The 24844-nt window shown below is 64.3% G+C and carries 21 protein-coding genes; 10 read left to right on the top strand and 11 right to left on the bottom strand.

The features are described from left to right. Positions 1–3 precede the first annotated feature (3 nt). The 6 genes from DQG18_RS01155 to ubiE form a co-directional block, all read right to left on the bottom strand. Positions 4–738 (bottom strand): DUF2259 domain-containing protein, encoded by a 735-nt coding sequence (locus tag DQG18_RS01155; protein WP_157969953.1) that lies wholly within the window; start codon positions 736–738, stop codon positions 4–6. Then, positions 698–1171, bottom strand: a complete 474-nt coding sequence (gene dut / locus DQG18_RS01160; protein WP_116652384.1) for a dUTP diphosphatase — start codon at positions 1169–1171, stop codon at positions 698–700. The genes DQG18_RS01155 and dut overlap by 41 nt, the downstream gene beginning before the upstream one ends. Then, positions 1152–1742 carry a hypothetical protein gene (locus DQG18_RS01165; protein WP_116652385.1) on the bottom strand — a complete coding sequence of 197 codons (591 nt, stop codon included), beginning with the start codon at positions 1740–1742 and terminating at the stop codon, positions 1152–1154. Before DQG18_RS01165 ends, dut begins: the two co-directional genes overlap by 20 nt. A gap of 122 nt (positions 1743–1864) precedes the next feature. Further along, a complete protein-coding gene (gene coaBC, locus DQG18_RS01170) occupies positions 1865–3079 on the bottom strand; it encodes a bifunctional phosphopantothenoylcysteine decarboxylase/phosphopantothenate--cysteine ligase CoaBC (protein ID WP_116652386.1) in 1215 nt (404 codons plus the stop codon). A 3-nt stretch (positions 3080–3082) separates the two neighbouring features. Continuing rightward, on the bottom strand, positions 3083–4627 hold the full coding sequence (ubiB, locus tag DQG18_RS01175; RefSeq protein ID WP_116652387.1) for a 2-polyprenylphenol 6-hydroxylase: 1545 nt from the start codon (positions 4625–4627) through the stop codon (positions 3083–3085). 209 nt (positions 4628–4836) lie between these two features. Continuing rightward, on the bottom strand, positions 4837–5601 hold the full coding sequence (gene ubiE, locus DQG18_RS01180) for a bifunctional demethylmenaquinone methyltransferase/2-methoxy-6-polyprenyl-1,4-benzoquinol methylase UbiE (RefSeq protein ID WP_116652388.1): 765 nt from the start codon (positions 5599–5601) through the stop codon (positions 4837–4839). A gap of 215 nt (positions 5602–5816) precedes the next feature. Between ubiE and mutM the strand changes: the two genes are divergently transcribed. The 7 genes from mutM to DQG18_RS01215 all read left to right on the top strand — a co-directional run bounded on the left by mutM (position 5817) and on the right by DQG18_RS01215 (position 16577). After that, positions 5817–6698 (top strand): bifunctional DNA-formamidopyrimidine glycosylase/DNA-(apurinic or apyrimidinic site) lyase, encoded by an 882-nt coding sequence (gene mutM, locus DQG18_RS01185; RefSeq protein ID WP_116652389.1) that lies wholly within the window; start codon positions 5817–5819, stop codon positions 6696–6698. 156 nt (positions 6699–6854) lie between these two features. Then, positions 6855–7121 (top strand): 30S ribosomal protein S20, encoded by a 267-nt coding sequence (rpsT, locus tag DQG18_RS01190; RefSeq protein ID WP_116652390.1) that lies wholly within the window; start codon positions 6855–6857, stop codon positions 7119–7121. 802 nt (positions 7122–7923) lie between these two features. Beyond that, entirely contained in the window at positions 7924–9348 is a 1425-nt protein-coding gene (dnaA, locus tag DQG18_RS01195) for a chromosomal replication initiator protein DnaA (RefSeq protein WP_425454209.1), read from the top strand. Between the two features lie 152 nt (positions 9349–9500). After that, positions 9501–10619, top strand: a complete 1119-nt coding sequence (gene dnaN / locus DQG18_RS01200; RefSeq protein ID WP_116652392.1) for a DNA polymerase III subunit beta — start codon at positions 9501–9503, stop codon at positions 10617–10619. An 84-nt stretch (positions 10620–10703) separates the two neighbouring features. After that, entirely contained in the window at positions 10704–11825 is a 1122-nt protein-coding gene (gene recF, locus DQG18_RS01205; RefSeq protein WP_116652393.1) for a DNA replication/repair protein RecF, read from the top strand. Positions 11826–11925: 100 nt separating this feature from the next. Next, the gene (gene gyrB, locus DQG18_RS01210; protein ID WP_116652394.1) at positions 11926–14355 is read left to right on the top strand and encodes a DNA topoisomerase (ATP-hydrolyzing) subunit B; all 2430 of its coding nucleotides are present in this window, start codon (positions 11926–11928) and stop codon (positions 14353–14355) included. A 167-nt stretch (positions 14356–14522) separates the two neighbouring features. Further along, positions 14523–16577 (top strand): transglycosylase domain-containing protein, encoded by a 2055-nt coding sequence (locus DQG18_RS01215; RefSeq protein WP_116652395.1) that lies wholly within the window; start codon positions 14523–14525, stop codon positions 16575–16577. 231 nt (positions 16578–16808) lie between these two features. On the opposite strand, the gene DQG18_RS01220 is transcribed toward DQG18_RS01215, so the two are convergent. Together DQG18_RS01220 and DQG18_RS01225 are read right to left on the bottom strand one after the other, a co-directional pair. After that, positions 16809–17543, bottom strand: coding sequence for a M48 family metallopeptidase (locus DQG18_RS01220; protein WP_116652396.1), 735 nt, complete (start codon positions 17541–17543; stop codon positions 16809–16811). A 172-nt stretch (positions 17544–17715) separates the two neighbouring features. Then, the gene (locus DQG18_RS01225; RefSeq protein ID WP_116652397.1) at positions 17716–18141 is read right to left on the bottom strand and encodes a DUF2852 domain-containing protein; all 426 of its coding nucleotides are present in this window, start codon (positions 18139–18141) and stop codon (positions 17716–17718) included. A gap of 233 nt (positions 18142–18374) precedes the next feature. Between DQG18_RS01225 and DQG18_RS01230 the strand changes: the two genes are divergently transcribed. The 3 genes from DQG18_RS01230 to DQG18_RS01240 all read left to right on the top strand — a co-directional run bounded on the left by DQG18_RS01230 (position 18375) and on the right by DQG18_RS01240 (position 21932). Next, positions 18375–19715 carry an ActS/PrrB/RegB family redox-sensitive histidine kinase gene (locus DQG18_RS01230; protein ID WP_116652398.1) on the top strand — a complete coding sequence of 447 codons (1341 nt, stop codon included), beginning with the start codon at positions 18375–18377 and terminating at the stop codon, positions 19713–19715. Between the two features lie 72 nt (positions 19716–19787). Beyond that, the gene (locus DQG18_RS01235) at positions 19788–20339 is read left to right on the top strand and encodes an ActR/PrrA/RegA family redox response regulator transcription factor (protein ID WP_116652399.1); all 552 of its coding nucleotides are present in this window, start codon (positions 19788–19790) and stop codon (positions 20337–20339) included. A 3-nt stretch (positions 20340–20342) separates the two neighbouring features. Further along, positions 20343–21932 (top strand): MBL fold metallo-hydrolase, encoded by a 1590-nt coding sequence (locus DQG18_RS01240; protein ID WP_116652400.1) that lies wholly within the window; start codon positions 20343–20345, stop codon positions 21930–21932. A 187-nt stretch (positions 21933–22119) separates the two neighbouring features. Here DQG18_RS01240 and DQG18_RS01245 read toward each other — a convergent pair whose 3' ends face one another. The 3 genes from DQG18_RS01245 to DQG18_RS01255 all read right to left on the bottom strand — a co-directional run bounded on the left by DQG18_RS01245 (position 22120) and on the right by DQG18_RS01255 (position 24840). Continuing rightward, entirely contained in the window at positions 22120–23175 is a 1056-nt protein-coding gene (locus DQG18_RS01245) for a hemolysin family protein (RefSeq protein ID WP_245958330.1), read from the bottom strand. Positions 23176–23329: 154 nt separating this feature from the next. After that, positions 23330–23812 (bottom strand): rRNA maturation RNase YbeY, encoded by a 483-nt coding sequence (gene ybeY / locus DQG18_RS01250; RefSeq protein WP_116652401.1) that lies wholly within the window; start codon positions 23810–23812, stop codon positions 23330–23332. Next, positions 23809–24840 (bottom strand): PhoH family protein, encoded by a 1032-nt coding sequence (locus tag DQG18_RS01255; protein WP_116652402.1) that lies wholly within the window; start codon positions 24838–24840, stop codon positions 23809–23811. The genes ybeY and DQG18_RS01255 overlap by 4 nt, the downstream gene beginning before the upstream one ends. Positions 24841–24844 lie beyond the last annotated feature (4 nt).

The raw sequence follows: 24844 nt of genomic DNA on the forward strand, positions 1-24844 counted from the left end.
TTGTCAGCGGTCCCCGACGGGCAGGGCGATGAACCGCCGGTCGGGACCTTCAAAGCCGTGCGCCCACACCGAAAGCACCGCGACCGCCGAATCGTGCTCATAGGCCTCGAAGGGCAGGTAGACGCCGTAGAATTTATAGGTGACGACGCAGCCGCGCGAAGCGGGTACGCGCGTGTCGCGATGGATTTGGGCCATTTCGCCGTCCGCCTCGCGGGTCAGCGCGTAACCCATCGGATCGCCCTCGAAAAGCTCGCAATCGACCGTCGAGGGCGCCTTGAAGATATCGAGGCTGAGGGTGAACTCACCCCGGGTTTGCGCCAGCCCGAAAGAGGGCAGGCCATAGGTGATCGTGAGCCCCTCATCGTTAAGCGCACCATCGCCCCTGAGGACGATCGGGATGGCTGGGCGGGTGATGTCATGGGCGTTGAGCGCCTCGCCAGCCTCGGAAAACGCTTTCTGACGCGCCACCGAGAGCGGCGCGGTTTCCTCATTGATGCGCGCCCTCACCGGGGTGCCGCCGGCAAAGCTGTCGCTATCGAGATCGATGAGGAAGATGTCGGTATAGGGAAAGCCCGAGCCGTCCTGGATACCGAACTGCTCGAAGGCGAAATAGCGCCCGTCGGCGGAAAAGCCCAGCGCGTTGAACTGCGCGCTTTCCGCCGCCATCGCCACACCCGGCACAAGCGCCAGCCCGATGCTAAGCGCCCACGCCCGTAGAGCCGAAACCACCTTGTCCACGCGCCGTCTCCTCGAGTTCCTCGACTTCGACAATTTCGCTTTGCGCGACCTCGGCAATCACCATCTGGGCGATGCGGTCGCCGCGCCTGACGGCAAAAGGGGCTGCGCCGTGATTGATGAGAATGACCTTCACCTCGCCGCGATAATCCGCATCGATGGTGCCGGGCGCATTGAGAACGGTGACGCCGGACTTGGCCGCCAGCCCCGAACGCGGACGTATCTGCGCTTCAAAACCGGGGGGCAGGGCCAGCGCAAAGCCGCATGCCACCAGCCCATGGGCGCCCGGCGCAAGAACGAACGCTTCGCCTTGAGGCAGCGCGGCGCAAAGATCGTATCCGGCCGCCGCCGCCGTCTGCCGCGCGGGCAAGGCCAGTCCCTTGCCGTGCGCGAACCATTCGAGCCGGACCACCGCCCTATTTCTGGACGACGGCATAGGCCTCCTCGGGCAGATCGAGATCGCCGGTCAAAAGCTCGGTGAACATGATCGTCAGGGCCGCCGAATTACCATCGGCAGCCAGTTCCATATTGGTATCGAGGACCGGACCGCCCGATATGGTCAGGGTGATCTGCGCGCCTTCGAACATCGAGGCCATCATGGCCAGCGTCTCGGGGTCCTCGCCCGCGCCCACCCCTTCGCCGATCTCGTCGGCAAGACCGCCGAGCGGGAAGCTGACGCGGACCTGGCCGCCCCCGATCGCCTCGATCGTGGGGCTCTCGCCGTCGTCGCCCATCTCGAACTCGTCAAACGGTCCCGAAGTGGTGGTGACGCACGAGACGGTCTCGGGCGTCTCGACAAGTTCACCATCGTCGCAGAACCCCTCATCGGTCTCATCCTGCTGGGCGGCGAGCATTTGATAGATGTCCGCCCCCACGGTTGTGGCCATGGTGCCCTTGGCCTCGCTCTGGCTCAGGACCTCCACTTCCATCGAAATGTCCATGCAGGCGGCCAGCGAGAGCGCCAGCGCGGCCGCGCCCGAAAGCCGTACAAGGGGAAAATGCAGCATTGTGTACCTTTCGTCGTCCAAACCCTGTTGTCCAGACCCTCTGCCGCGCTCATGGGCGGCGGTCCCGTATTTTCCCGCACTCTCGCTGCAAACCGCCGCCAAGGCAAGCGGGGGACGAGAAATTAGTCCTTGAGCGTCAGGGCCATACGTTTAGCCAGGCGGGCGGCGGCCTGGTGCTTTGAAAGCGCTCCCCAGTCCTCTTCCCCTTCATCGGAAAAAAAGAGGATCGCGGTGTCCTCGCCCCCAAAGACCCTGCTGCCCGGGCTCACATCGTTGGCGAGCAGCCAGTCGCAGCCCTTTTTCTCCCGCTTGGCGCGGGCGCGGGCGCGGAGATCGCCGGTTTCGGCGGCAAAGCCGACAACCAGACGCGGGCGTTTTCCTTCCGGCAGTGCGGCCACGGTCTTGAGGATATCGGGATTGGGGGCAAATTCGATCCGGGGCGGGGTTGCGTCCGCGTCCTTCTTGAACTTTTGACCCGACGGGTTGGTGACGCGCCAGTCGGCGACCGCCGCGCAAAAGACCGCTCCGGCGGCGGGCAATGCCTTTTGGACCGCCGCTTCCATCTCGAGCGCCGTTGTGACCGGGACGATGGTGCATCCCCTGGGGCTCGCCGCCTCGGCGGGCCCGGTGACAAACACCACATCCGCCCCCTCCCCGGCCAGTGCCTCGGCGATGGCGACGCCCTGCTTGCCCGAGGAGGCGTTCGAGATATAACGCACCGGGTCGATGGGCTCGCGCGTCGGCCCGGAGGTGACGACGATCTTTTTGCCGGCAAGCGGCCGGAGCGCGGAGCTTTGTGAGAAATATCCCTCGATTGCCGCCAGAACGGTTTCGGGCTCGGCCAGCCGGCCCGGCCCATATTCTCCGCAGGCCATTTCGCCCGCGTCGGGCCCGACGATCTTCACCCCGTCCGCTTCCAGCAGCGCGATGTTGCGCCGGGTCGCGGCGGCGTCCCACATCCGCACATTCATGGCCGGGGCGACAAGGATATCGGTGTCGGTGGCCAGAAGGCAGGTGGAGGCGAGATCGTCGGCCAGCCCGTTGGCCATCCTTGCGATGAGGCTGGCCGTGGCGGGCGCAACCACAATCAGGTCCGCCGAGCGGGAAAGCTCGATATGGCCGATCTCAGTCTCGCGGGTGAGGTCGAACAGCTCGGTCAGCGCCGGGCGGCCCGAGATCGCCGAGACGGTGAGCGGGGAGATGAAATGGGTGGCGCTTTGGGTCAGGATCGCCTGCGCCGTGCCGCCCGCCTTCTGGATGAGGCGGATCAACTCGATCGCCTTATAGGCCGCTATACCGCCCGAGATGATGACGAGGATGTGCTTTCCGGCGAGCATGGCCTATCCCACAAGCTGAAAAAGGAGCACGAGGGCCGCAAGGCCCAGAACCAGCAGTCCACCCCATTTGAGCGCCGTCAGCAAGGGATCGCGCGTTCGCGCCCTTTGCTGGTCGGCCTCGATATCGGCAAGCACGCGCTCGGCGCGGGCGGCGATCCCGGGCAGGCGGCGGACCGCGCCCAGAAGCGCCCTGCCCTCATCGAGAAGAATTTCGCCCCGCCCGATCGGTCCTACGGCACGCCGCACCCATTCGCCCACCACCGGTTCGGCGGCGTCCCACATGTTGAAGCGCGGGTCGAGCATGCGCGCCGTGCCCTCGACCAGCACCATGTTCTTTTGCAATAGCACCAGTTCGGGCCGCGCCTCCATATCGAACAGCTCGGTCACATCGAGCAGTTGCCCCAGAACCCGGGCCATCGAAATCTCGTCGGCGGCCCGCCCCACCAGCGGCTCGCCGATGGCGCGCAGGGCCTGGGCGAAATCGGCGATCGCATGGGTCGAGGGCACATAGCCGATCTCGATGTGGAGTTCGGCGATGCGGTCGTAATCGCGCTGGATGAAGCCATAGAGAATCTCGGCCAGAAAGCGCTGCTCGCGCTTGCCGAGCCGGCCCATGATGCCGAAATCGACCGCCACGATCGCCCCGGTCCCGGGGTCGGCGAACAGATTGCCCGGGTGCATGTCGGCGTGGAAAAAGCCGTCGCGGATGGCGTGGCGCAAAAAGCCGCGCACCAGCGCGTGGGCGAGATCGGGCCGGGAAAGCCCGGCCGCATCGATGCGCGCCGTCTCGCGCACGGGGATGGCCTCGATCCAGTTGGTCGTCAGCACCGAGCGCGCCGACTGGCCCCAGTGAACGACCGGCACGGCAAAGCCGGGGTCGTCCCTGGTGTTGTCGGCCATTTCGGAAATGGCCGAGGCCTCCATGCGCAGATCCATTTCGAGCGCGGCGGACCGGGCAAGGGTATCGACCACGTGCCGCCCCCGGAAGCGTCTGGCGCCGGGCACGATGCGTTCGGCGGCGCCGGCCAGCGCGTAAAGCCCGTCGAGATCGCGCCGGAAGCGCGCCTCGATGCCGGGGCGCAGCAGCTTTACCGCAACGGTTTCCTTGTGCCCATCCTCATGAACGAGCGTTGCCTTGTGCACCTGGGCGATGGAGGCGGCGGCGACCGGGGGAGAAATATCGGTCAGCGCCTCGGCCTTGTCGCCCAGCGCTTCCTTGAGCAATCCCGGCACGAGCGCGGGGTCGAAGGGCGGCATGGCGTCCTGGAGTTTTGCCAGATCGTCGGCGACGTCCGGGCCCACGATGTCGCGGCGGGTGGCGAGCAATTGCCCGAGCTTGACATAGGTGGGGCCGAGCCGGTTGAGGGCGTTGGCCAGCCTTGCCACGCGCCCGGTCCGGCGCACCTCGCGCTTTTCGATCAGCCGGGCAAAGCCGACAAGAGCCTTTGCCGATGGCGGGATGGGCTGATCCTCGGCCAGCGAGAACGCCCCCTCGCGCGCCAGAACGAAACCGGCGCGCACCAGCCGGAAATAAGCGCCCAATCCCATGCTAGACCGTTTCAGCTTTTTTCGGGTGCGGACCGGCAGGTGTATCGGGCGAAACCGCTCTGGATTCCGGTAATGAATACCGGAATGACATTGATGTTTTTTGCAAGTCCACCCCATTCTCCGATGTCACCCCCGGATTTATTCCCGGGGACCAGTGCAAAAGTCCCATTGGCGCCTGACCCCGCCCGTTCCGCCAAACCCTCATCGCGCTAGAGTTTCCAGGCTCCGTGGAGCGCAGCGATGTTGCCCGACAATGGCGTATGGGTCACGCGCCTGAACCCGGCCTCGGCGATCATGGAGGAAAACACCTCGGGTTTTGGAAAATTGCGGATCGATTCGACGAGATATCGATAGGGGTCCGCATCCCCGGTCACCAGCTTTCCCATGGGCGGGATGACGTGATCGGAAAAAAGCTCGTAGACCTTGTCGAGCCCCGGCAGGTCGACGCTTGAGAATTCGAGCACCAGCAGCCGCCCGCCGCGCACCAGAACCCGGTGGGCTTCCTTCAACGCCTTGTCGATACGCGGCACGTTGCGGATGCCGAAGGCGATCGTATAGGCCTCGAAACTCCGATCGGGGAAGGGCAGCTCCTCGGCGTTGGCCTCGACAAATTTCACCCTTGAGGGGTAGCGCCAGCCCTTCGCGCGCTCGGCGCCTACGGCGAGCATTTCTCCATTGATGTCGGAAACGGTCACCTCGGCATGGCCGTGGCTGGCATCGAGGATGCGCATGGCGATGTCCCCGGTCCCCCCGGCCATGTCGAGCACGCGATAGGGGCGGGCGCCCTGACGGGGCGGGGCGAGGCGGGCGACCATCCGGTCCTTCCAGAGCCGGTGCACGCCCCCGCTCATCAGGTCGTTCATCAGATCGTAGCGCGAGGCGACCTTGAAAAAGACGTCGTTGACCAGCCCTTGCTTGTCCGCGAGGGGAACGGTGCGGGCGCCGAAATGGGTGGTGGTCTGGGCCTCTTGCATGTCCGGTCTCTTGTTTTGCGCGCCTCAAAGGGGTTATGACCCTCGCGGCCACCATAAAGCAAGCCTCGGGCGCGTGGAATGGATGGAGTGCGGTCAGGAAAAGTTGAAGGCTTTTCCGGTTCGGCCGCACGATCGATATATAAATGAGCTGAAACGTGATCCGAACGGACCAAGTTTCAGCCGCGTCGCATCCTCCAAAGAGTCAGTAAAATCCCATGCCCGAATTGCCGGAAGTTGAAACGGTAAGGCGCGGGCTCGATCCCTTCCTCAGAGGCGCGCGGATCGAGAGGGTGACGCTCTACCGGGAAAACCTGCGCTTTGCCTTTCCCCAGGGGTTCGCCACAGCGCTTGCCGGCCAGACCATCGAAACGCTCGACCGGCGCGCCAAATATCTGCTTTTTACCCTTTCGGGCGGCGCGGTCTGGCTCACCCATCTGGGGATGACCGGGGCGTATCTGGTGTCCGATCACCCGATCGCCGAGCCCTCCCGGCGCGATGAGGGGGATAAAAGCGGGCGTCACGTCCATCTTGCCGCCCGGCTCGTCCACCCCCATCACGGGCCGCTCACCCTTTCCTATGCCGATCCGCGCCGCTTCGGGTTCATGGGACTTTACGCGCCGGACGCCGCCAACCCGTTTACCGCCCCCCTCGGGCCCGAACCGCTCGGCAATCAGTTGAGCGCCGATGGGCTGGCCAGCGCGCTCCAGGGCCGCAAGGGGCCGATCAAGACATTGCTGCTCGACCAGAGGATCATTGCCGGGCTGGGCAATATCTATGTATGCGAGGCGCTCCACCGCGCCGGGATCGACCCAAGGCGGCCCGGCGGGAGCGTCGTTGCCCTCAATGGCGCGCCGGGCACGGAGCTTTTGGCCCTCGTGCCCGCCATCCGCGGCGTGCTCGAGGAAGCGCTCGAGGCGGGCGGATCGACCTTGCGCGACTTTCGCACCTCGGACGGCACCCCGGGCTATTTCCAGCACAGCTTCGCCGTCTATGGCCGCGAGGGGGAGCCGTGTCTGAAACCCCGGTGCGGGGGCACTGTCGCCCGCATCGTCCAGGCGGGGCGTTCGAGCTTTTTCTGCCCCTCCTGTCAGCATTGACTCTTTTGAGGCGCCCCCCTATAGAGCGGCCTTCACCGGCCGTGGCAGCGCCCCGGCCATTCCGGTTGTGCTCGCCTCTTTCATAAGCGGGAATGAGCACGCAAGGCATTTTCCCCGGCTGGCTTGGCCGGGCGCCACGAGGAAAGACGATAAAGAATGGCAAATACCCCTTCGGCCAAGAAGGCCACCCGCAAGATCGAAACGCGGACCGCTGTCAACACCGCGCGCCGCAGCCGCGTCCGCACCTTCCTGCGCAAGGTTGAGGAAGCGATCGCGGCGGGCAACAAGGACGAGGCCGCCGCCGCGCTCAGGACTGCCGAATCCGAGCTCCAGCGCGCCGCCGGCAAGGGCGTGTTCCACAAGAACATGGCCAGCCGCAAGGTTTCCCGGCTCGCACGGCGGGTCAAGACCATCGGCGCCTGACCGAATCGACGTTTTCCGCGCCCGATGTATACAAGAAGCGGTTAGAACAAGTTTCCAAAGCCCTCCTCGTGAGGGCTTTTTCGTGGGCTGAATCTCAAAGACGATTCCGTCATCCATCCGTCATTGTCACCTCGTCCCTGGCCTTTGCCACGCGGGGGGAGAAAAATTAATCCGGCTGTGCCGCAGGGCTTCGGGACTTGATTCAGCAAGGAGTCACATACCCTTACTTTTCCCTCCACGACGGCGACAAAACCCCCGGCCCGGCAGGAATGCGAGTCAAGCCCAATTTTGACGAATTCAGCGGTTGTGCGCTAAAATTTGGCTGTCTAAAATGGCCCCATTGGACGAAAACGAGAGCGGCGGACTTCAAGACGAACGCAACCGCTGCCTGGAAATAACGGGGGTAGGAATGCACGGATCACATCTTGGCATAAGCACTTTACTGCCGAAGCCGGATACTCCAGCAGACATGCTCCTTTAAAAATTTCCGACATTATTTCGGCATGACGCGTTTCGGTCATGCCCGATGGCGCCCCGGCGCCGCTTTCAACTTGGTTGTAACACCCATCCCCACGATTGAACTCGTGGGGTGAGGGAGTTCTGTTGTCCGGAAGCGGACGGAAAGAATGGGGAAATCGGCTGCCGGGGACGGGCGGCCCAACTGTTAAGAAGAGGCTCAACGAAAATGGAATCGATCGCGGCAACCGATCGCGCGACTTGGGGAAACCGGCCGCAGGGACAAGACCAGAACGCGGGGACCGAACCGCGCGAGGCGGCAGGGGCGAAAAGCGGGGTGAAAGCTATGGCGGTGAACGCCGATCAGGTGTGGTTGCGCGTGCGGGCGCGGCTGAGGGCAGCGGTGGGCGAGGATGTATTCACCTCATGGTTCGCCCGGCTCGAACTTGAGGAAGTGGTCGGCGATCTCGCCCACCTTTCCGTTCCCACCCGATTCCTGTGCTCCTGGATCCAGTCCAACTATCTCGAAAAGATCATGGAGGCGTTCGCCGCCGAGGATTCCGCGATCGCCCGGCTCCATATCACCGTGAGGGTCAACGGGCAGGCCCGCCCCCGGCTCGTGGCCCAGGCCGAACCCGACAGCCAGGACACGGCGCCCGCCGAGGTGCGGCCCGTCCAGCCTTTGACCCAGATGGCCCAGCCGCTCGTCCAGCGCCCCGACGCGCTGGTGGGCAGCGCGCTCGACCGCAAGCTCACCTTCGAGAGCTTCGTTGCCGGAAGCGCCAACGAGATGGCGCTGGGGGTGGCCCGGCAGGTGGCATCGGCCGCCGCCAACAACGCGGTGACCTTCAATCCGGTCTATATCCATTCGACCGTGGGGCTGGGCAAGACCCACCTTCTCAACGCCATCGCCTGGGCGGCGGGGGCGGCTGAAGGCACGCGCAATATCGTCTATCTCACCGCCGATCATTTCATGTACCACTTCATGACCGCCGTGAAGCACCAGTCGGCGCTGGCCTTCAAGGAGTGGCTCAGGCGCATCGACCTTTTGCTGATTGACGACATGCAGTTCCTGCAAGGCAAGTCGGCGACCGAGTTCGGCCATACGCTCTCGACGCTCATTTCGGGCACCAAGCAGATCGTTGTGGCGGGCGACGCCCCTCCGCGCGATCTCGAAATGCTCGACGACCGCGTGCGCTCCCGGCTTTCGGGCGGGGTGGTCATTCCCATCGCCCCGTTCGATGCCGAACTGCGCCGCGCCATCGTCACCAAGCGCGCCAACCAGGCCGCCGCGCGCTTCTCGGGGGTCGTGTTTCCCGACGCGGTCATCGACTATGTCGCCCGCTCCATCGTCTCGCATGGGCGGGATCTGGACGGGGCGGTCAACCGGCTGGTGGCCGCCAACCAGCTCACCCGCGAGCCCATCACGGTGGGGCTGGCCGAAAAGACGCTCCAGGACCTCATCCGCAACCGCGAGGCCCCGCGCGTCCGGATCGAGGATATTTTGAAGATCGTCGCCCGCCACTTCAAGGTGCCGCGCAACGACCTGCTCTCCTCGCGCCGCTCGCGCGACGTGGTGCGCCCGCGCCAGATCGCCATGTATCTGGCCAAATCGCTGACGGCGCGCTCGCTGCCCGAGATCGGGCGCCGGTTCGGCGGGCGCGACCACACCACGGTCCTGCATTCGGTGCGCAAGGTCGAGCAATTGATGAGCGAGGATGGCGAACTCACCCAGGAGATCGAACTCCTAAAACGCATGCTCGAGGAGTAGGCCCCGCGCCCGCGTAAAAATCTCTTGAAACCCTTCTGGTTTAAGGCCCCTGCGACAGGCTGGGGCCTTGCCTTTTGCGCCCAAGCGATGCAGGGTCTGCGCCCGGTATTTTGCCGGACGGCGAACGGTTTTGAAAACGGTAAGGGTAAGCGATGAAGGTCACGCTTGAGCGCAACCATCTGTTGAAATCGCTGGGGCATGTGCACCGCGTGGTCGAGCGGCGCAATACCTATCCCATCCTTGCCAACGTCCTGATGAGCGCCACCGCCGAGGGACTGGACCTGCGCGCCACCGATCTCGACATCGAGGTGACCGAGACGGTTCCGGCCATGACCGGCACGCCCGGCATCACCACCGTGCCCGCCCACACGCTTTACGAGATCGTGCGCAAGCTCTCGGACGGCGCCGACGTCGTGCTCGAAACCGATGGCAACGAGCAGATGCAGATTTCCTCGGGCCGCTCGCGCTTCCACCTCCAGTGCCTCAACCCCGACGGGTTCCCGGACCTCAAATCGGGCGCCTTCACCCACACCTTCGCGATTCCCGCCGAAACGCTCAAGGATCTGATCGAGCGCACCCAGTTCGCCATCTCCAATGAAGAGACCCGCTACTATCTGAACGGCATCTTCATGCACACGGTCGACAGCGAGGCAGGCGTGGTGCTGCGGGCGGTGGCGACCGACGGGCACCGGCTGGCCAGGGTCGAGGCCGAGGCGCCCAAGGGCGCGGCGGGCATGCCCGGCATCATCGTGCCGCGCAAGACCGTCGCCGAGGTCTTAAAGCTTCTCGACGGCATCGAGGGCGAGGTGACGGTGGAATTGTCCGACACCAAGATTCGTTTCACCCTTGGCGGGGTCGTACTGCTCTCCAAGCTCATCGAGGGCTCGTTCCCCGATTACGAGCGGGTGACGCCCAAGAACAACGACAAGGAGCTGGTGATCAACCGCGACAGCCTTTCGCGCGCCGTCGACCGCGTCTCGACCATCGCCTCGGAGCGCGGCGGCAAGGCGGTGAAGCTCGCGCTCAGCCCCGGCCAGCTCGAATTGACCGTCACCAATCCCGACCACGGCACCGCCAACGAGGAACTGCCCGCCGGGTTCGATCTCGAAGGATTCGAGATCGGGTTCAACGCGCGCTACCTGCTCGAGATCATTTCCCAGATCCGCACGGAGAACGCGGTGTTCCTGTTCAACGACGCAGGCTCGCCGACCCTGGTCCGCGAAGAGGGGGACACCCAGGCGCTGTTCGTCCTGATGCCGATGCGGGTATAAGGGAGCGAATAGTGAGTGGCGAATAGCCAATAGCCGATTGGCCCGCCCTATTCGCTATTCCCTGTTCCCTATTCGCCAGACCACATGCCCGACCGCTACATCTCCCGCCTGCGCCTTTCGGCCTTTCGCAACTACACCAGCGCCGCGCTCGACCTCGATCCGCGCCATGTGGTGCTGGTGGGCGAGAACGGGGCGGGCAAGACCAACCTCATCGAGGCTATCTCGCTGCTCTCGCCCGGACGGGGGTTGCGCCGCGCCGCCTTTGAAACGCTGGCGCTTTCGGGCAGCGACGGGATATGGGCGGTGGCCGCGACCATCGAGACTCCCTTCGGGCCCGCCGATATCGGAACCGGCGCAACAGGCGATGCGGGCGGGCGGCGGGTGCGCATCAACGGGGCGAATGCGCGTTCGGTCGAGGAGATGAGCGACTATCTGCGCATCCTGTGGCTGACCCCGGCCATGGACGGGCTTTTTTCCGGCCCCGCCTCGGACCGGCGGCGATTCCTCGACCGGCTGGTGACGACCCTCATTCCCGGCCATTCGGCGGCGGTCAATGATTTCGACAAGGCCATGCGCCAGCGCAACCGGCTGCTCGATGAGGGGGGCGACCCGGCCTGGCTGTCGGCCATCGAGGCGCAGATGGCCGAGATCGCCAGCGCCGTCCATTTCGCGCGCACCGATTCGCTTGGCCATCTGCAGGCGGTGATGACGGCCAATGTCGCAGACACCGGATTCCCCGAAGCGCTTTTCGACCTCTCCCCGCTTTTCGAGGATTTTGCGCCCGAAACCTCGAGCGCGCTCGAAGCCGGGCTGATCGCGCGCTGGAGGGATGCGCGCGCCCTTGACCGGGCGGCGGGACGCACCACATTGGGACCGCACAGGGTCGATCTTGCCGTCACCCATGGCGGCAAGGCGATGCCGGCGGGGCTGTGCTCGACGGGCGAGCAAAAGGCGCTGCTGATCGGGCTGGTGCTGATCCACGCGCGGCTCGTCCAGCAGATGACCGGGATCACCCCGATCCTTTTGCTCGACGAGATCGCCGCCCATCTCGATCCCAGGCGCCGGGCGGCCCTGTTCGATGCGCTCGAACGGCTCGAAACCCAATGCTGGATGACGGGAACCGATCCGGTGCTTTTCGACGAACTTGGCGCCCGGGCGCAGCGTTTTTCGGTCAGCGAGGGCCACGTGGCCCCGCTGGGCGGTTAAACCCCAACAAATCCGGCGCAATCGGGCTCCAAAGACTTGGGGAACGGGGGCGGATCGGATAGAAGATTCATCTGTCCCAAAAAGAGCTGATTCTCTTCCCATGAGCGATACACCCGAGCTTTCCGGCACTGGCGAATACGGCGCGGATTCGATCAAGGTCCTCAAGGGCCTCGATGCGGTCAGGAAGCGCCCCGGCATGTATATCGGGGACACCGACGACGGCACGGGCCTGCATCACATGGTCACCGAGGTGGTCGACAACGCCATCGACGAGGCGCTGGCCGGCCACGCCGATCTCGTGACCGTCACGCTCAACGCCGATGGCTCGGTCACCGTCACCGACAACGGGCGGGGCATTCCCACCGGCATCCACAAGGAAGAAGGGGTGTCGGCGGCCGAAGTGATCATGACCCAGCTCCATGCGGGGGGGAAGTTCGACCAGAACTCCTACAAGGTCTCGGGCGGCCTGCACGGGGTCGGCGTTTCGGTGGTCAACGCGCTCTCGGTCTGGCTCAAGCTCAAGATCCGCGCCGAGGGCAAGGTGCACGAGATGAGCTTCACCCACGGGGTGGCCGACGCGCCGCTGGCGGTCACCGGCGCCTATGAGGGCCGCTCGGGCACCGAGGTGAGCTTCATGCCCTCGCCCGAAACCTTCACCATGATCGAATTCGACTACAAGACCCTCGAGCACCGGCTGCGCGAACTGGCTTTCCTCAATTCGGGTGTGCACATCATCCTCAAAGACCTGCGGCACCCCGAACCGGTCGAGGCCGACCTTCACTACGAGGGCGGGCTCGAAGCGTTCGTGCGCTATATCGACAAGAACAAGACGCCGCTCATCGATCCCCCCATCTTCATCTCGGCCGAAAAGGACGGCATCACGGTGGAGGTGGCGCTGTGGTGGAACGATGGCTACCACGAGAACGTGCTGTGCTTTACCAACAACATCCCCCAGCGCGACGGCGGCACGCACCTTGCAGGCCTGAGGGGCGCGCTCACCCGGCAGGTGACGGGCTATGCCGAGCAAAGCGGCGTGCTTAAAAAGGAAAAGGTCTCGCTGACCGGCGACGACACGCGCGAGGGGATGACCTGCGTGCTCTCGGTCAAGGTGCCCGATCCCAAATTCTCCTCCCAGACCAAGGACAAGCTGGTCTCCTCGGAGGTCCGTCCGGTCGTCGAGAGTGTCGTCAACGACAGACTCAACCAGTGGTTCGAGGAACACCCCGGCGAAGCCAGGGCCATCGTCTCGAAGGTCGCCGAAGCGGCCGCCGCCCGCGAGGCGGCGCGCAAGGCGCGTGAGTTGACCCGCCGCAAATCGGCGCTGGAAATCTCCTCGCTCCCCGGCAAGCTCGCCGACTGTCAGGAGCGCGATCCGGCCAAGGCGGAAATCTTCATCGTCGAGGGCGATTCGGCGGGCGGGTCGGCCAAGCAGGGCCGCGACCGCGCCACCCAGGCCGTGCTGCCCCTGCGCGGCAAGATTCTCAATGTCGAGCGCGCCCGGTTCGACCGCATGATCTCGTCGGATCAGGTTGGGACGCTCATCACGGCGCTCGGCACCGGGATCGGGCGTGAGGAGTTCAACCCCGACAAGCTGCGCTATCACAAGATCATCATCATGACCGACGCGGACGTGGACGGCGCCCATATCCGCACGCTGCTGCTGACCTTCTTTTACCGCCAGATGCCCGAATTGATCGAGCGCGGCCATCTCTATATCGCCCAGCCCCCGCTCTATAAGGTGACGCGCGGACGCTCGGAACAATATTTGAAGGACGAGCGGGCGCGCGAGGACTATCTCCTGGCCTCCGGGGTCGAGGACGCGGTTCTGACCACAAGGGCGGGCTTTGCCCATGCCGGTGCCGACCTTTTGGGGATCGTCGAGCAGGCGCGCGATCTTTTCCACCTGATCGATGCCCAGAACACCAAATACAACCGCCAGATGATCGAGCAGGCCGCGGTCGTGGGCGCGCTCGATCCCGCCGCCATGGAAGACACGGCCGCCGCCCAGGGGCTGGCCGACCGGGTCGCCAACCGGTTGAACCGCATGTCGGACGAAACCGAACGGACCTGGAAAGCCGAACTCGACGGGGAGGGGGGCTATGTCTTTACCCGCGTCGTCCGGGGCGTTGCCGAATCCCATGCGCTCGATGCCGCGCTTCTGGGGTCCGCCGATGCGCGCAAGCTGCGGGCGCTGGCCGGCAAGCTCGACGAGATCTATGGCGGGGTGCCGACTCTTGCCCGCAAGGACGTATCGACCGAGATCTACGGGCCCCGCTCGCTCTTTTCAGCCATGATAAGCGCCGGGCAGAAGGGCGTTTCGCTCCAGCGTTACAAGGGGCTGGGCGAGATGAACGCCGAACAGCTCTGGGAAACCACCATGGACCCCGATGCGCGCACGCTCCTGCAGGTCCAGGTCAAGGAAACCGACGATGCGGACAATATCTTTTCCCAGTTGATGGGAGATCTCGTCGAGCCGCGCCGCGACTTCATCCAGGACAATGCACTTTCGGTCTCCAACCTCGACATCTGACGGCGTTGCTCCGATGCAACACCTTTCATCCGGAGTGGAAACAGACGCATAAACCGGCCACAATTGAGGACGAAGAACGTTTGCAACCAAGGGGCATGCCGCATCGCCACGACATCTATCGGCACCCCGCTCCCGTTCCTTGCCCATGATGATCCCCACGTGGCCCGATGAGTGAACCGCCCATGGACCTTCGCCTTTCCCCCGATGACCGCATCGATAGCGGCAAGGGCAAAAAACCCGGCAGCGCCAGGCCTGCGGCCAAGCCGCAAAAGGGACGCCCGCCCAGGGGACCGAAAAAGCCGAAAAAGCGCCGCTCCGGGGTTGGCGGGTTTTTCATCAGCACCATCTATTTCGCCTTCTCGATGGCCATTCTGGGCGGCATCGCGGTGGGCGGGATCATCCTTTATTACGGCGCGGAACTGGGTTCGTCCGACACCTGGGCGGTGCCCGAGCGTCCGCCCAATATCCGGGTGCTGGCCTCCAACGGGCAGTTGCTCTCCAACCGCGGCCAGACCGGGGGCGAGGCGCTTTCCTATCACGAACTGCCCTATTACGTGCCGCTGGCGGTGATCGCCTCGGAAGACAGGCGCTTTTTTTCCCATTTCGGCGTCGATCCCATCGGGCTTGCTTCGGTCGCGGTCGAAAGCGTGCGCGCCGGGCGCGTGACGCGCGGGGCCTCGACCATCACCCAGCAGGTGGCAAAGAACCTGTTTTTGACCCCCGACCAGACGCTGGGCCGCAAGGTGCAGGAGGCGCTGCTCGCGGTCTGGCTCGAAAATCATTACACCAAGGAAGAAATTCTCGAGCTTTATCTCAATCGCGTTCATTTCGGTTCGGGCGCGACCGGGATCGAGGCGGCGGCGCAGACCTATTTCGGAATTTCGGCGCGCAACCTTTCGCTCGGACAGGCCGCGATGCTGGCCGGCATCCTGCCGGCGCCCTCGACCTACAACCCCAAGAGCCACCCCGAACGCGCCATCGAACGCCAGCGGCTGGCGCTCGCCAACATGGTGCGCGAGGGCCACATCACCCAGGCCGAGGCGGACGCCGCCGCTATCGACGAGGACCGCACCAGCGTGCCGACCCGCGTGGCGGGCTCGGAATATTACGTGGCGGACTGGGTGGAAACGCTGATGAACGCCTATCTGGGCAAAGTGCATGAGGACGTGGTCGTCCAGACCACCATCGACTGGGAACTGCAAAAGCACGCCGAATTCGTGATCCGCGAGGCGGTGCTCGAATATGCCGAGGCGCGCAACTTCAACCAGGCGGCGCTGGTGGCCATGGACACCGAGGGGCGGGTGCGGGCGCTTGTGGGCGGGGTGGACTATACCCAGAGCCAGTACAACCGCGCGGTGACGGCGCGCCGCCAGCCGGGGTCGGCCTTCAAGCCCTTCGTTTATCTCGCAGCGCTCCAGCAGGGCTATACGCCGGACACGCTGATGATCGACGAGCCGTTCGAGTATAATGGCTGGTCGCCGCAGAACTCCAACGACCGCTATGTCGGACCGGTGCTGCTGCGCGATGCGCTCGCCTATTCGATCAACACGGTCGCTGCCCGGCTGGCCATCGATGTGGGCCCCGAAAACATCGTCGAGACCGCCTATCGCATGGGCTTTTCCTCCAATTTCATGGCCGTGCCGGCCATTGCGCTGGGCACCCAGGAGGTTTCGCTGCTCGAGTTGACGGCGGGCTATGCCCCCTTTGCCAATGGCGGGCACGGGGTGATCGCCAATGTCATAACGCGCATCACCACCACCGATGGCGATGTGCTCTATGAAGCGGTCCCTTCCGGGCCCGGACAGGTGATGACCAGCGAGCAGGTGGGCATGATGAACGACATGCTCAGGACCGGCGTCGAGGCGGGCACCGGGCGTAGCGCCCAATTGGGCAACTGGCCGATGGCGGGCAAGACCGGCACCTCGCAACGCAACCGCGATGCCCTGTTCGTGGGCTATACGGCAAACTGGGTCGGCGGGGTGTGGCTGGGCAATGACGACGATTCTTCGACCAGCGTCTATGGCGGCCAGGTGCCCGCCCAGATCTGGCGCAATTTCATGACCAAGGCCCATGAGGGCTTGCAGGTCGCCGACCTGCCGGGCTCCTATGTGCGCCTTCAGGACCGGGTGGCGGACCCCAACGCGGTCTACGTGCCCCAAGAGGGGCAGGCGCCGGCCAACGACAATATCGGCACCCTGCTCAATTCGATCTTCGCAAATTGACGGCCGGATCATAACTGAACGGATTGAACGGATCGCGTTCAATCCGTTCAGTTAAAATTTTCCATCACCTGGAGCTTCTGTTTTGGCGGAATCAAAACAGGAGCTCCAAGTCTTTGATGGAAACGATATGCCGGATGGTTGGGCCCGGATCGCGCTGGACCCCGTTATTTATTACCGGGGTCCAGAGCAAAGCCGCCGCCACGCCGATGATTCAGCCAAACTCCAAACGCTCTAATCGATCGCCATCAGGCCCTGCCCGTTGGCCTTGAGCCAGGCCCTGCCTCTTTCATAGTCCGGGAGCGTCCGTTCGACGGTGCGCCAGAAGCGGGGGGCGTGGTTCATTTCGAGGATATGGGCGACCTCGTGGGCGGCGACGTAGTCGAGGACGAAGGGCGGGGCCATCACCAGCCGCCAGTTGAAATTGAGCCTTCGCGCCGACGAGCACGAGCCCCAGCGCGAGGACTGGTCGCGCAGCGCGATCCCGGCCACCTCAACCCCCAGATTGGCCGCGTGGATGGCGCAGGCCGCTTCAAGATCGGTGCGGGCCTGCGCCCTGAGCCAGTCGAGGAGGCGCCGCCGACAATGAAGGGACCCGCCGGGCACGTGGATTTCGGGGCCATCCGCCCCCTCGATCCGCATGACGAGCCCGCGCGGGCGGTCGAGCGAAACGATGCGGTGGGCGACATCGCGCAGGGGCACGCTGCCGCCGTCTTCGAGCCTTGCGGCTGGAGATGCGCTTTGAAGTCTTGCACCCAGCCAGCCGGTATGGCGGACGAGGAACGCTTCGGCATCGGCCCAGCGGCCCCGGCGGGGAACGGTCAGCACCGGGCCCGAGCGCGGAGAAATCGACAGCCGATAGCTTTTGGCCCGGTCCGAGACCCTGACGGCAACGGTGACATCCCTGCCATCGATGCTGAGCGCAACGCTGGCCGGAAAGCGGGGGTTCAAAAGGGTTCTGAGCCCCATCGGGACACCGATCCTTTAAAAAAGACACGATTCGCTGGGCTCATTATGCCTTGCGGCGGGACCGGGCGGAGAAAAAAAGACGGCACACGCCGGAGGGAAGGGCGTGTGCCGTTGGGGCCTTCAGGACGGGAGGAGGAAACCCGAAGGCCCGATGGGTATTTTTTCAGTCTTGTCAGTACGCCTGGCCACCCTCGGCGGGGCCGGCATTGCGCTCGCGCATGAAGCGGTCGAATTCCTCGCGGTCGCGGGCCTTGTGAAGATTGGCGAGATATTGCTCGAAAGCCTCGCGTTCCTCTTCGAGCCTGCGGCGCTCGTCCTCAAGGCGCTGCAACTGCTCGGCGCGGTAGTCATCGAAAGCCGCGTTGCCGGTGGCCTGGTGGCGATGCCGGGCGCGGCCATGGCAGCCGCCCCTGGACTTGAAGGCGCCCTTCTTGTTCTTGAGCCAGGTTTCGGCCTGCTCCTTGCTGCCGCCGAAATATTCGCCCCACAGGATATAGGCCAGAACGGCAAATCCCAGAGGCCAGAAGATGATGAAGCCGAGCACCATCAGCGCGATGGTCAGCGCGGACCACTCGGGTTTGATCAATGCGGTGTTCATTGTCGGTGTCTCCAGTCTCGAATGAGAGTCATTTGGGAAAGCGGGGGCGCGCGATCAAGACGAAGATTTGCGATTTTTTCCTCTTGAAATCCTGTGCTAGAGCTTTTCCTATTTTGATGAAATCAAAACGGAAGCTCCAAGTCTTTGATTTATCGCGGTTCCGAACCGAATAAGTGGTGCCCACTTAGAGCGCCTAACAAAACGCCCACGCGCAAAAAAGGACCCGTCCCACGATGAGCGTTTTATCTGAACCCGATCTTTTCCCCATTCCGCGCGCGGCGCGGCCCTTAAGGCTCGGAACGCTGGTTCTGCTGCGCTGGCTGGCGGTCGCCGGCCAGTTGCTGAGCGTTCTCATCGTCCATTTCGGGCTCGGCTATCGCTTGCCGCTCATCGCCTGCCTCGTGCTGATCGCGGCTTCGGTTGCGATCAACACCGGACTTCTGGTGCGCTTCGGACCCGGGCACCGGCCAAACAGCCGCCTGGCCTTTTACCAGCTTGCCTTCGACTGCCTGCAACTGGGGGGGCTTTTGTATCTCACCGGGGGGCTGGGCAACCCCTTTGCATTGCTATTGCTGGCTCCCGTCTCGGTTTCGGCCTCGACGCTGCCCTCGCGCGAAACGCTGCTGCTGGTGGGGTTGGTGGCACTCATCGCCTCGGCGCTGGCGCTGTTTCACCTGCCGATCCCCTGGGACCCCGCCGCGCCCTTTTCACCGCCGGCGCTCTATCTTTTGGGGGTGTGGGCGGCGATCCTGTGCGGGGTGGGGTTCATTGCCGGCTATATCAACAAGGTGGCGCACGAGGCGCGCCAGCTTGCCGATGCGCTGACAGTGACCGAACTGGCGCTGTCGCGCCAGCAGCAGCTTTCGGCCCTCGACGGGCTGGCCGCCGCCGCCGCGCACGAGCTGGGCACCCCGCTGGCAACCATCGCCCTTGCGGCCAAGGAAGTGAGGCGCGAGGCCAGGGACGCGGATCTGGCCGCCGATCTCGACCTTATCCTCGATCAGGTGGCGCGCTGCCGCGCCATCCTTGGCAAATTGCGCAGCCTCAAGCCCACGGGGGCGGCCATCTTCGACAACGTGCCGCTCTCGGACATCATCGCCGAGTTGACCAAGCCGCATGAAGGCTCGGCAGCGGGGGCGGGCAAATCCATCTCCATCGCCCGCCTTGGACATGGGGGTGAAGAGCCTGTCGTTCCGCGCGATGTGGGTCTTCTTTACGGGTTGGGCAATCTCATCGAGAACGCGGTGCAGTTCGCGCGGCGGGAAGTGACCATCGGGGCGGGATGGGACGCAAAGCGCGCCACCATCACCATCACCGATGACGGACCGGGCTTTGCGCCCGAACTTCTGAGCCGGCTGGGCGAACCGTTCCTGACCTCGCGCTGGCGCGAAAAAGGCGAGCCGGACCCGCGCGACCCGGACGGCGCAGGTGGGTTGGGCCTGGGCGTTTTCATCGCCAAGACGCTGCTCGAGCGCACGGGGGCAAGCTTGCGGTTTTTCAACGCAAAACCCAACGGGCACGCCTGCGTCGAGATTTCCTGGGCGCGCGCCGTGCTCGAGGCGGCGGCGGAATAGCCGGGCGAACGGCTTTGACCTTGGCGCCGGTTTGGCGATAAAAGAAAGAAAAAACAGCGGAAAGTTCATGCGATGACCGATCTGTCCGGCCTTGACGAGAGCGAGCGCACGCTGCTTCTGGTCGATGACGACCAGCCCTTTCTCACCCGGCTCGAACGCGCCATGGACAAGCGCGGATTCATCGTTTCGGTGGCCGAGAGCGTCGCGGCGGGGCTCGCGGCGGTGAAGGCCGGCCCGCCCGCCTTTGCCGTGGTCGATCTGCGCCTCGAGGACGGCAACGGGCTCGAGGTGGTCTCGGCGCTTCATGAAAAGCGCCCCGATGCGCGCGCAGTGGTCCTGACCGGCTACGGCAATATCGCGACGGCGGTGACGGCGGTAAAGCTGGGCGCGGTCGACTATCTGGCCAAGCCGGCCGACGCCGACGATATCGTAAAGGCGCTTCTGGCCGATGAGGCGGTCAAGCCCGAGCCGCCGGAAAACCCCATGAGCGCCGACCGGGTGCGCTGGGAGCATATCCAGCGGGTTTACGAATTGTGCGACCGCAACGTCTCGGAAACCGCCCGCAGGCTCAACATGCACCGGCGCACGCTGCAACGCATCCTCGCCAAACGGGCGCCGCGATAGATCATGGCGGTCCAGCTTTCCTTTTTCGGCGCGGCCGGAACGGTCACCGGCTCATGCTACCGCATCACCCACGACAAGGGGGCGTTCCTTGTCGATTGCGGGCTGTTCCAGGGCAACAAATCGGTCCGCGACCTCAACTACAAGCCCTTCCCCTTCACCCCTTCCGATATCGATTACGTGCTGCTCACCCACGCCCATATCGATCACTCGGGGCTTTTGCCCCGGCTGTACCGCAACGGGTCGCGCGCCCCGATCTTTTCGACCGCGCCCACCAATGGGCTGCTCAAATTCCTGCTGGCCGACGCGGCGGGCATTCAGGAAAGCGAGGCGGCGCGCGAAACAAAGAAGCGCCAGCGCCGGGGCGAGCCGCCCGCCGAGCCGCTTTACGAACTCGAAGACGCCGAAAAAGCCCTCAAGCACCTGCGTGACGTCGATTATGGCGAATGGATCGCACCCGGACCGGGGGTGCGGGCGCGCTACTGGAACGCGGGGCATATTCTTGGCTCGGCCTCGATCGAGGTGGAGATCGAGGATGGCGGGGAACGCCCCGTCCGCATCCTTTTTTCCGGCGATATCGGGCCCAATGAAAAGACCTTCTATCTCGAACCCGAATCCCCGTCCGGGCTCGATTACGTCGTGTGCGAATCGACCTATGGCGGGCGCGAGCGAGACGCCTATACGCTGGAAAATCGCCGCGCGGCGCTGGCAACGGAAATCAACGACGCCATGGCACGCGGGGGCAACCTCATCATCCCCACCTTCGCTGTCGAGCGCAGCCAGGAATTGCTGCACGACATCGGGGTTCTGATCAAGCAAGGGACCATCAACCCCAGCCTCGTGGCGCTCGATTCGCCCCTTGCCAGCCGGGTGACCGGGGTGTTCGGCAAGTTCGCGGACGGGTTCGAGGACATGGACCTTTCGGCTGACGAACTGTTCGCCGACCCGCGCTTCCGCATCATCGAGGACGTCGAGGAATCCAAGGGACTCAACGCCATCCATGGCGGGGCGGTGATCATGTCGGCCTCGGGGATGGCCGAGGCGGGGCGCATCAAGCACCATTTGCGCAACAATCTTTTCCGCCACAACGCCACCGTCCTGTTCGTGGGCTATCAGGCGCAGGGCACGCTGGGGCAGGTCATCCAGTCCGGCGCGAAAGAAGTGCGCATCCACGGCACTCTGGTGCCGGTGCGGGCAACGGTGCGGACCATCCAGAACTATTCGGCCCATGCGGACCATTCCGAACTTCTCGACTGGATCGAAAAGCGCAAGCCCGTGGCGGGGGCCGTATTCCTCGTTCATGGCGACGAGGAGCCGCGCCAGACGCTGAGAACGGCCCTGCTGCAAAACGGCTTGGCGTCCGACCAGGTGATCCTGCCCGAACTCGACGATGCCGTGACGCTTCTGGCGGGCCGGGCGGGCGAAATCGTCCATTCGGCAACCAAGCGCATCAGCCACGAACAGATGGTCCATGACTGGCACAATGCCTATGCCGAATTCATCATTTCCCTGTCGGACCGCCTGCGCGCGGCGGCCGATGACGAGGAACGCGCGAGGGTAATGGAAACGCTCAAGAAAACGCTGGCCGGCAGTTAACGCTTCCCGTTTCGACAGGATCGGAAAATCCCGAAATGAGGGTGAAATCGCCTTGGATTCCGGGAATAAATCCCGGAATGACAATAATGTTCTTGTCCGGCATCAATGCTCTTCAAAGTCACCCCGGGATTCATTCCCGGGGTCCAGACCGCGGCTGACACAACCACGGTCCCTTGGGGCTGCGCGCCTATTGGGCCACCCGCTGCTCGGGGGCGGCTTCGGTCTTGGGGCCGGCGATCAGGAGGCGTTGCTTGCGCTTTTTGCGGGTGATGCGGACCTGGCGCACGCGGCGGGGGTCGGCGCGGGTGATCTCGAACTCGAAACCCTTGAGCTTTGAAACCACCTCACCGCGCACCGGCACGCGCCCGGCCAGCGCAAAGATCAGTCCACCCAGCGTATCGACGTCCTCGGCATAGGCGCCGGGGTCGAAGTCGGAGCCGATGGTCTCGATCAGTTCGGTCAGCTCGACCCGCGCGTCGGCAAGGAAGGTGTCCTCGTCGATGGTCTTGAGGGCGGCCGAATCGTCCTCGTCGTGCTCGTCCTCGATGTCGCCGACCACCGCTTCGAGCAGGTCCTCGATGGTCGCCAGCCCGTCGGTGCCGCCATATTCGTCCACCACCACGGCCATATGGATATGGGTGGCCTGCATGGAGGCCAGAAGATCGGTCACGGGCATGGAGGGCGGCACGAACAGCACCTTGCGCACCAGATCGAGCTTGCCGATCTTTTGCTTGAGGGCGGGCGTGACGAACTTGACGGGGCTGGTTGCAGCGCCGCTGCCATTGCCGTTTCCGGCGGCGGGCTTTGCCGCCTCGGTCACCCGGTCGAGCACGTCCTTGATGTGGATCATGCCCACGACATTGTCGAGGCTTTCCTCGAACACCGGCATGCGCGAATGGCCCGCCTCGCGGAACCGGGCGATGACCTGGCCCACCATCACCTGGGCATCCACCGCCTCGATATCGGCACGCGGCACCATCACGTCCTCGACGCGCATGTCACCCAGCTTGAGCACGTTTTGCAGGATCGTGCGCTCGGAGGCCGAAAAGCCGTCTTCCTCGGTCTGCTCGGGGGCCTCGAGCGCCTCCTGAATCTCGGCGCGCAGCGAGGATGAGCGCGCCGACAGGAGCGCGCGCAGCCTTGCCCATATCGAGGGGCGCTTGTCATTTGTGGGTAAAGTGTTGTCGCCCGAGGGGCGATGCGGCCGTTGCGCCGCGGCGCTAGGTTGATCTATGTCGTTCATTGCGGGGTGCGGAGGACAGCTCGTTTTTGCTTGGTCGTGAGATCGAACCGGAAAAGTCTGCAACTTTTCGCGAATCTCACTCGAGGCGTCCGATCCGGCGGCACTCCATTTCACATTGCGCATCGTGCCGTTCTGAAAAAGGGCGGCACGGCCCTCATAAAAGCTCCTGCCCATCATAAGGATCGGCATAGCCCAATTCCAGCATAATATCGGTCTCATGTCGTTCCATGACAAGAGCCTCGCTTTCGGTCTCGTGGTCGAAGCCCAGAATATGGAGCATGCCGTGGACCAGAAGATGGACGAAATGATCTTCAAAAGGCTTTGAAAGCGCGTCCGCCTCGCGCAACAGCGTTTCATGGGCAAGAGAGATATCGCCCAGCAACCCTTCCAGGGGCGCGTCGGGGTCGAGCAGGGGGAAGGAGAGGACGTTGGTGGAGGCATCCTTTTGCCGCCACTGGCGGTTGAGCGCGCGCTGATGGGCATCGTCGGTGAGGAGCACGCTCAATTCGGCGGGCCCGGAAAGGGCATGGCCCGAACCCTTGAGCGCGGCCCGGAGGGCACCCTGGGCGAGCGGTTCGAGCCCGTCGGGCCAGCCGCCCGCCTCGATAGCGATATCGATCTCGAGGGGGAAGCTCAAACCGCGAGCGGCCCTTCGCCCGATGGCGGCTTTCCGGTGGCGCCCTCATAGGCGCGCACGATCCGCGCGACCAGTTCGTGGCGCACGACGTCCTTGTCGGAAAAGCGCGAGATGTGGATGCCCTCGACGCCTGAAAGCAGGTGCAGGGCCTCGACCAGCCCCGATTTCTCCCCGCGCGGTAGATCGACCTGGGTGGGGTCGCCCGTGACGATCATGCGCGAATTCTCGCCCAGCCGGGTCAAAAACATCTTCATCTGCATCGAGGTGGTGTTCTGGGCCTCATCGAGAATGACCGCCGCGTTGGAGAGCGTGCGCCCACGCATGAAGGCGAGCGGGGCGACCTCGATGGTGCCCGCCACCAGACAGCGCTCGACCACCTCTGGCTGCATCATGTCGTAAAGCGCGTCGTAAAGCGGACGCAGATAGGGATCGACCTTTTCCTTGAGATCCCCGGGCAGGAATCCCAGCCGCTCGCCTGCCTCGACGGCCGGGCGCGAGAGGATGATGCGCGAAATCTCGCCGCGCTCGAGCAGCGTTGCGGCGTATGCCACGGCCAGATAGGTCTTGCCGGTGCCCGCCGGGCCGACCCCGAAGATCAGCTCGAACCGGTCCATGGCGCGGATATAGCCGTCCTGGGCGGGGTTTCTTGCAACGATGGTCGCCTTGCGCGTGGCGATCTGGGCCATGCGCACCTTGCCCTTTTTCTCGAGCGTGGGGAGCGAAAGCTGGCTGTCCTCGGTCTCGATCATGCGGATCACCGCATCGACGTCGCCGGGGGAAACCGGCTTGCCCTCCTCGAGCATGTCGTAAAGCGATTCGAGCGCGCGGCGCGCCTGATCGACCGGGCCCGGCCCGCCGCGCAGCATGACGTGGTTGCCGCGCGAATTGGCCTCCACCCCGAGTCGCTGCTCGATGAGGGCGAGGTTCTGGTCGAATTCGCCATAAAGCTGGGAGACGAGCCGGTTATCCTCGAAGGCCAGTTCGAGGCTGGAGGCGGGGGATCGGTCGGGCCGCAGATTTCGTATCAAACGC

Origin of the sequence: Pelagibacterium sediminicola (assembly GCF_003390885.1) — a bacterium.
In the GTDB taxonomy this organism is placed as follows: Bacteria; Pseudomonadota; Alphaproteobacteria; order Rhizobiales; family Devosiaceae; genus Pelagibacterium; species Pelagibacterium sediminicola.

Bases quoted from the DNA above. Each gene is read 5' to 3' on its own strand.
- DQG18_RS01215 (WP_116652395.1), top strand. From the start codon at position 14,523: ATGAGTGAACCGCCCATGGACCTTCGCCTTTCCCCCGATGACCGCATC.
- dnaN (WP_116652392.1), top strand. From the start codon at position 9,501: ATGAAGGTCACGCTTGAGCGCAACCATCTGTTGAAATCGCTGGGGCAT.
- ubiB (WP_116652387.1), bottom strand. From the start codon at position 4,627: ATGGGATTGGGCGCTTATTTCCGGCTGGTGCGCGCCGGTTTCGTTCTG.
- DQG18_RS01230 (WP_116652398.1), top strand. From the start codon at position 18,375: ATGAGCGTTTTATCTGAACCCGATCTTTTCCCCATTCCGCGCGCGGCG.
- rpsT (WP_116652390.1), top strand. From the start codon at position 6,855: ATGGCAAATACCCCTTCGGCCAAGAAGGCCACCCGCAAGATCGAAACG.
- ubiE (WP_116652388.1), bottom strand. From the start codon at position 5,601: ATGCAAGAGGCCCAGACCACCACCCATTTCGGCGCCCGCACCGTTCCC.
- DQG18_RS01235 (WP_116652399.1), top strand. From the start codon at position 19,788: ATGACCGATCTGTCCGGCCTTGACGAGAGCGAGCGCACGCTGCTTCTG.
- dut (WP_116652384.1), bottom strand. From the start codon at position 1,171: ATGCCGTCGTCCAGAAATAGGGCGGTGGTCCGGCTCGAATGGTTCGCG.
- DQG18_RS01245 (WP_245958330.1), bottom strand. From the start codon at position 23,175: ATGAACGACATAGATCAACCTAGCGCCGCGGCGCAACGGCCGCATCGC.
- DQG18_RS01225 (WP_116652397.1), bottom strand. From the start codon at position 18,141: ATGAACACCGCATTGATCAAACCCGAGTGGTCCGCGCTGACCATCGCG.
- recF (WP_116652393.1), top strand. From the start codon at position 10,704: ATGCCCGACCGCTACATCTCCCGCCTGCGCCTTTCGGCCTTTCGCAAC.
- DQG18_RS01165 (WP_116652385.1), bottom strand. From the start codon at position 1,742: ATGCTGCATTTTCCCCTTGTACGGCTTTCGGGCGCGGCCGCGCTGGCG.
- DQG18_RS01240 (WP_116652400.1), top strand. From the start codon at position 20,343: ATGGCGGTCCAGCTTTCCTTTTTCGGCGCGGCCGGAACGGTCACCGGC.
- DQG18_RS01220 (WP_116652396.1), bottom strand. From the start codon at position 17,543: ATGGGGCTCAGAACCCTTTTGAACCCCCGCTTTCCGGCCAGCGTTGCG.
- coaBC (WP_116652386.1), bottom strand. From the start codon at position 3,079: ATGCTCGCCGGAAAGCACATCCTCGTCATCATCTCGGGCGGTATAGCG.
- mutM (WP_116652389.1), top strand. From the start codon at position 5,817: ATGCCCGAATTGCCGGAAGTTGAAACGGTAAGGCGCGGGCTCGATCCC.
- dnaA (WP_425454209.1), top strand. From the start codon at position 7,924: ATGGCGGTGAACGCCGATCAGGTGTGGTTGCGCGTGCGGGCGCGGCTG.
- gyrB (WP_116652394.1), top strand. From the start codon at position 11,926: ATGAGCGATACACCCGAGCTTTCCGGCACTGGCGAATACGGCGCGGAT.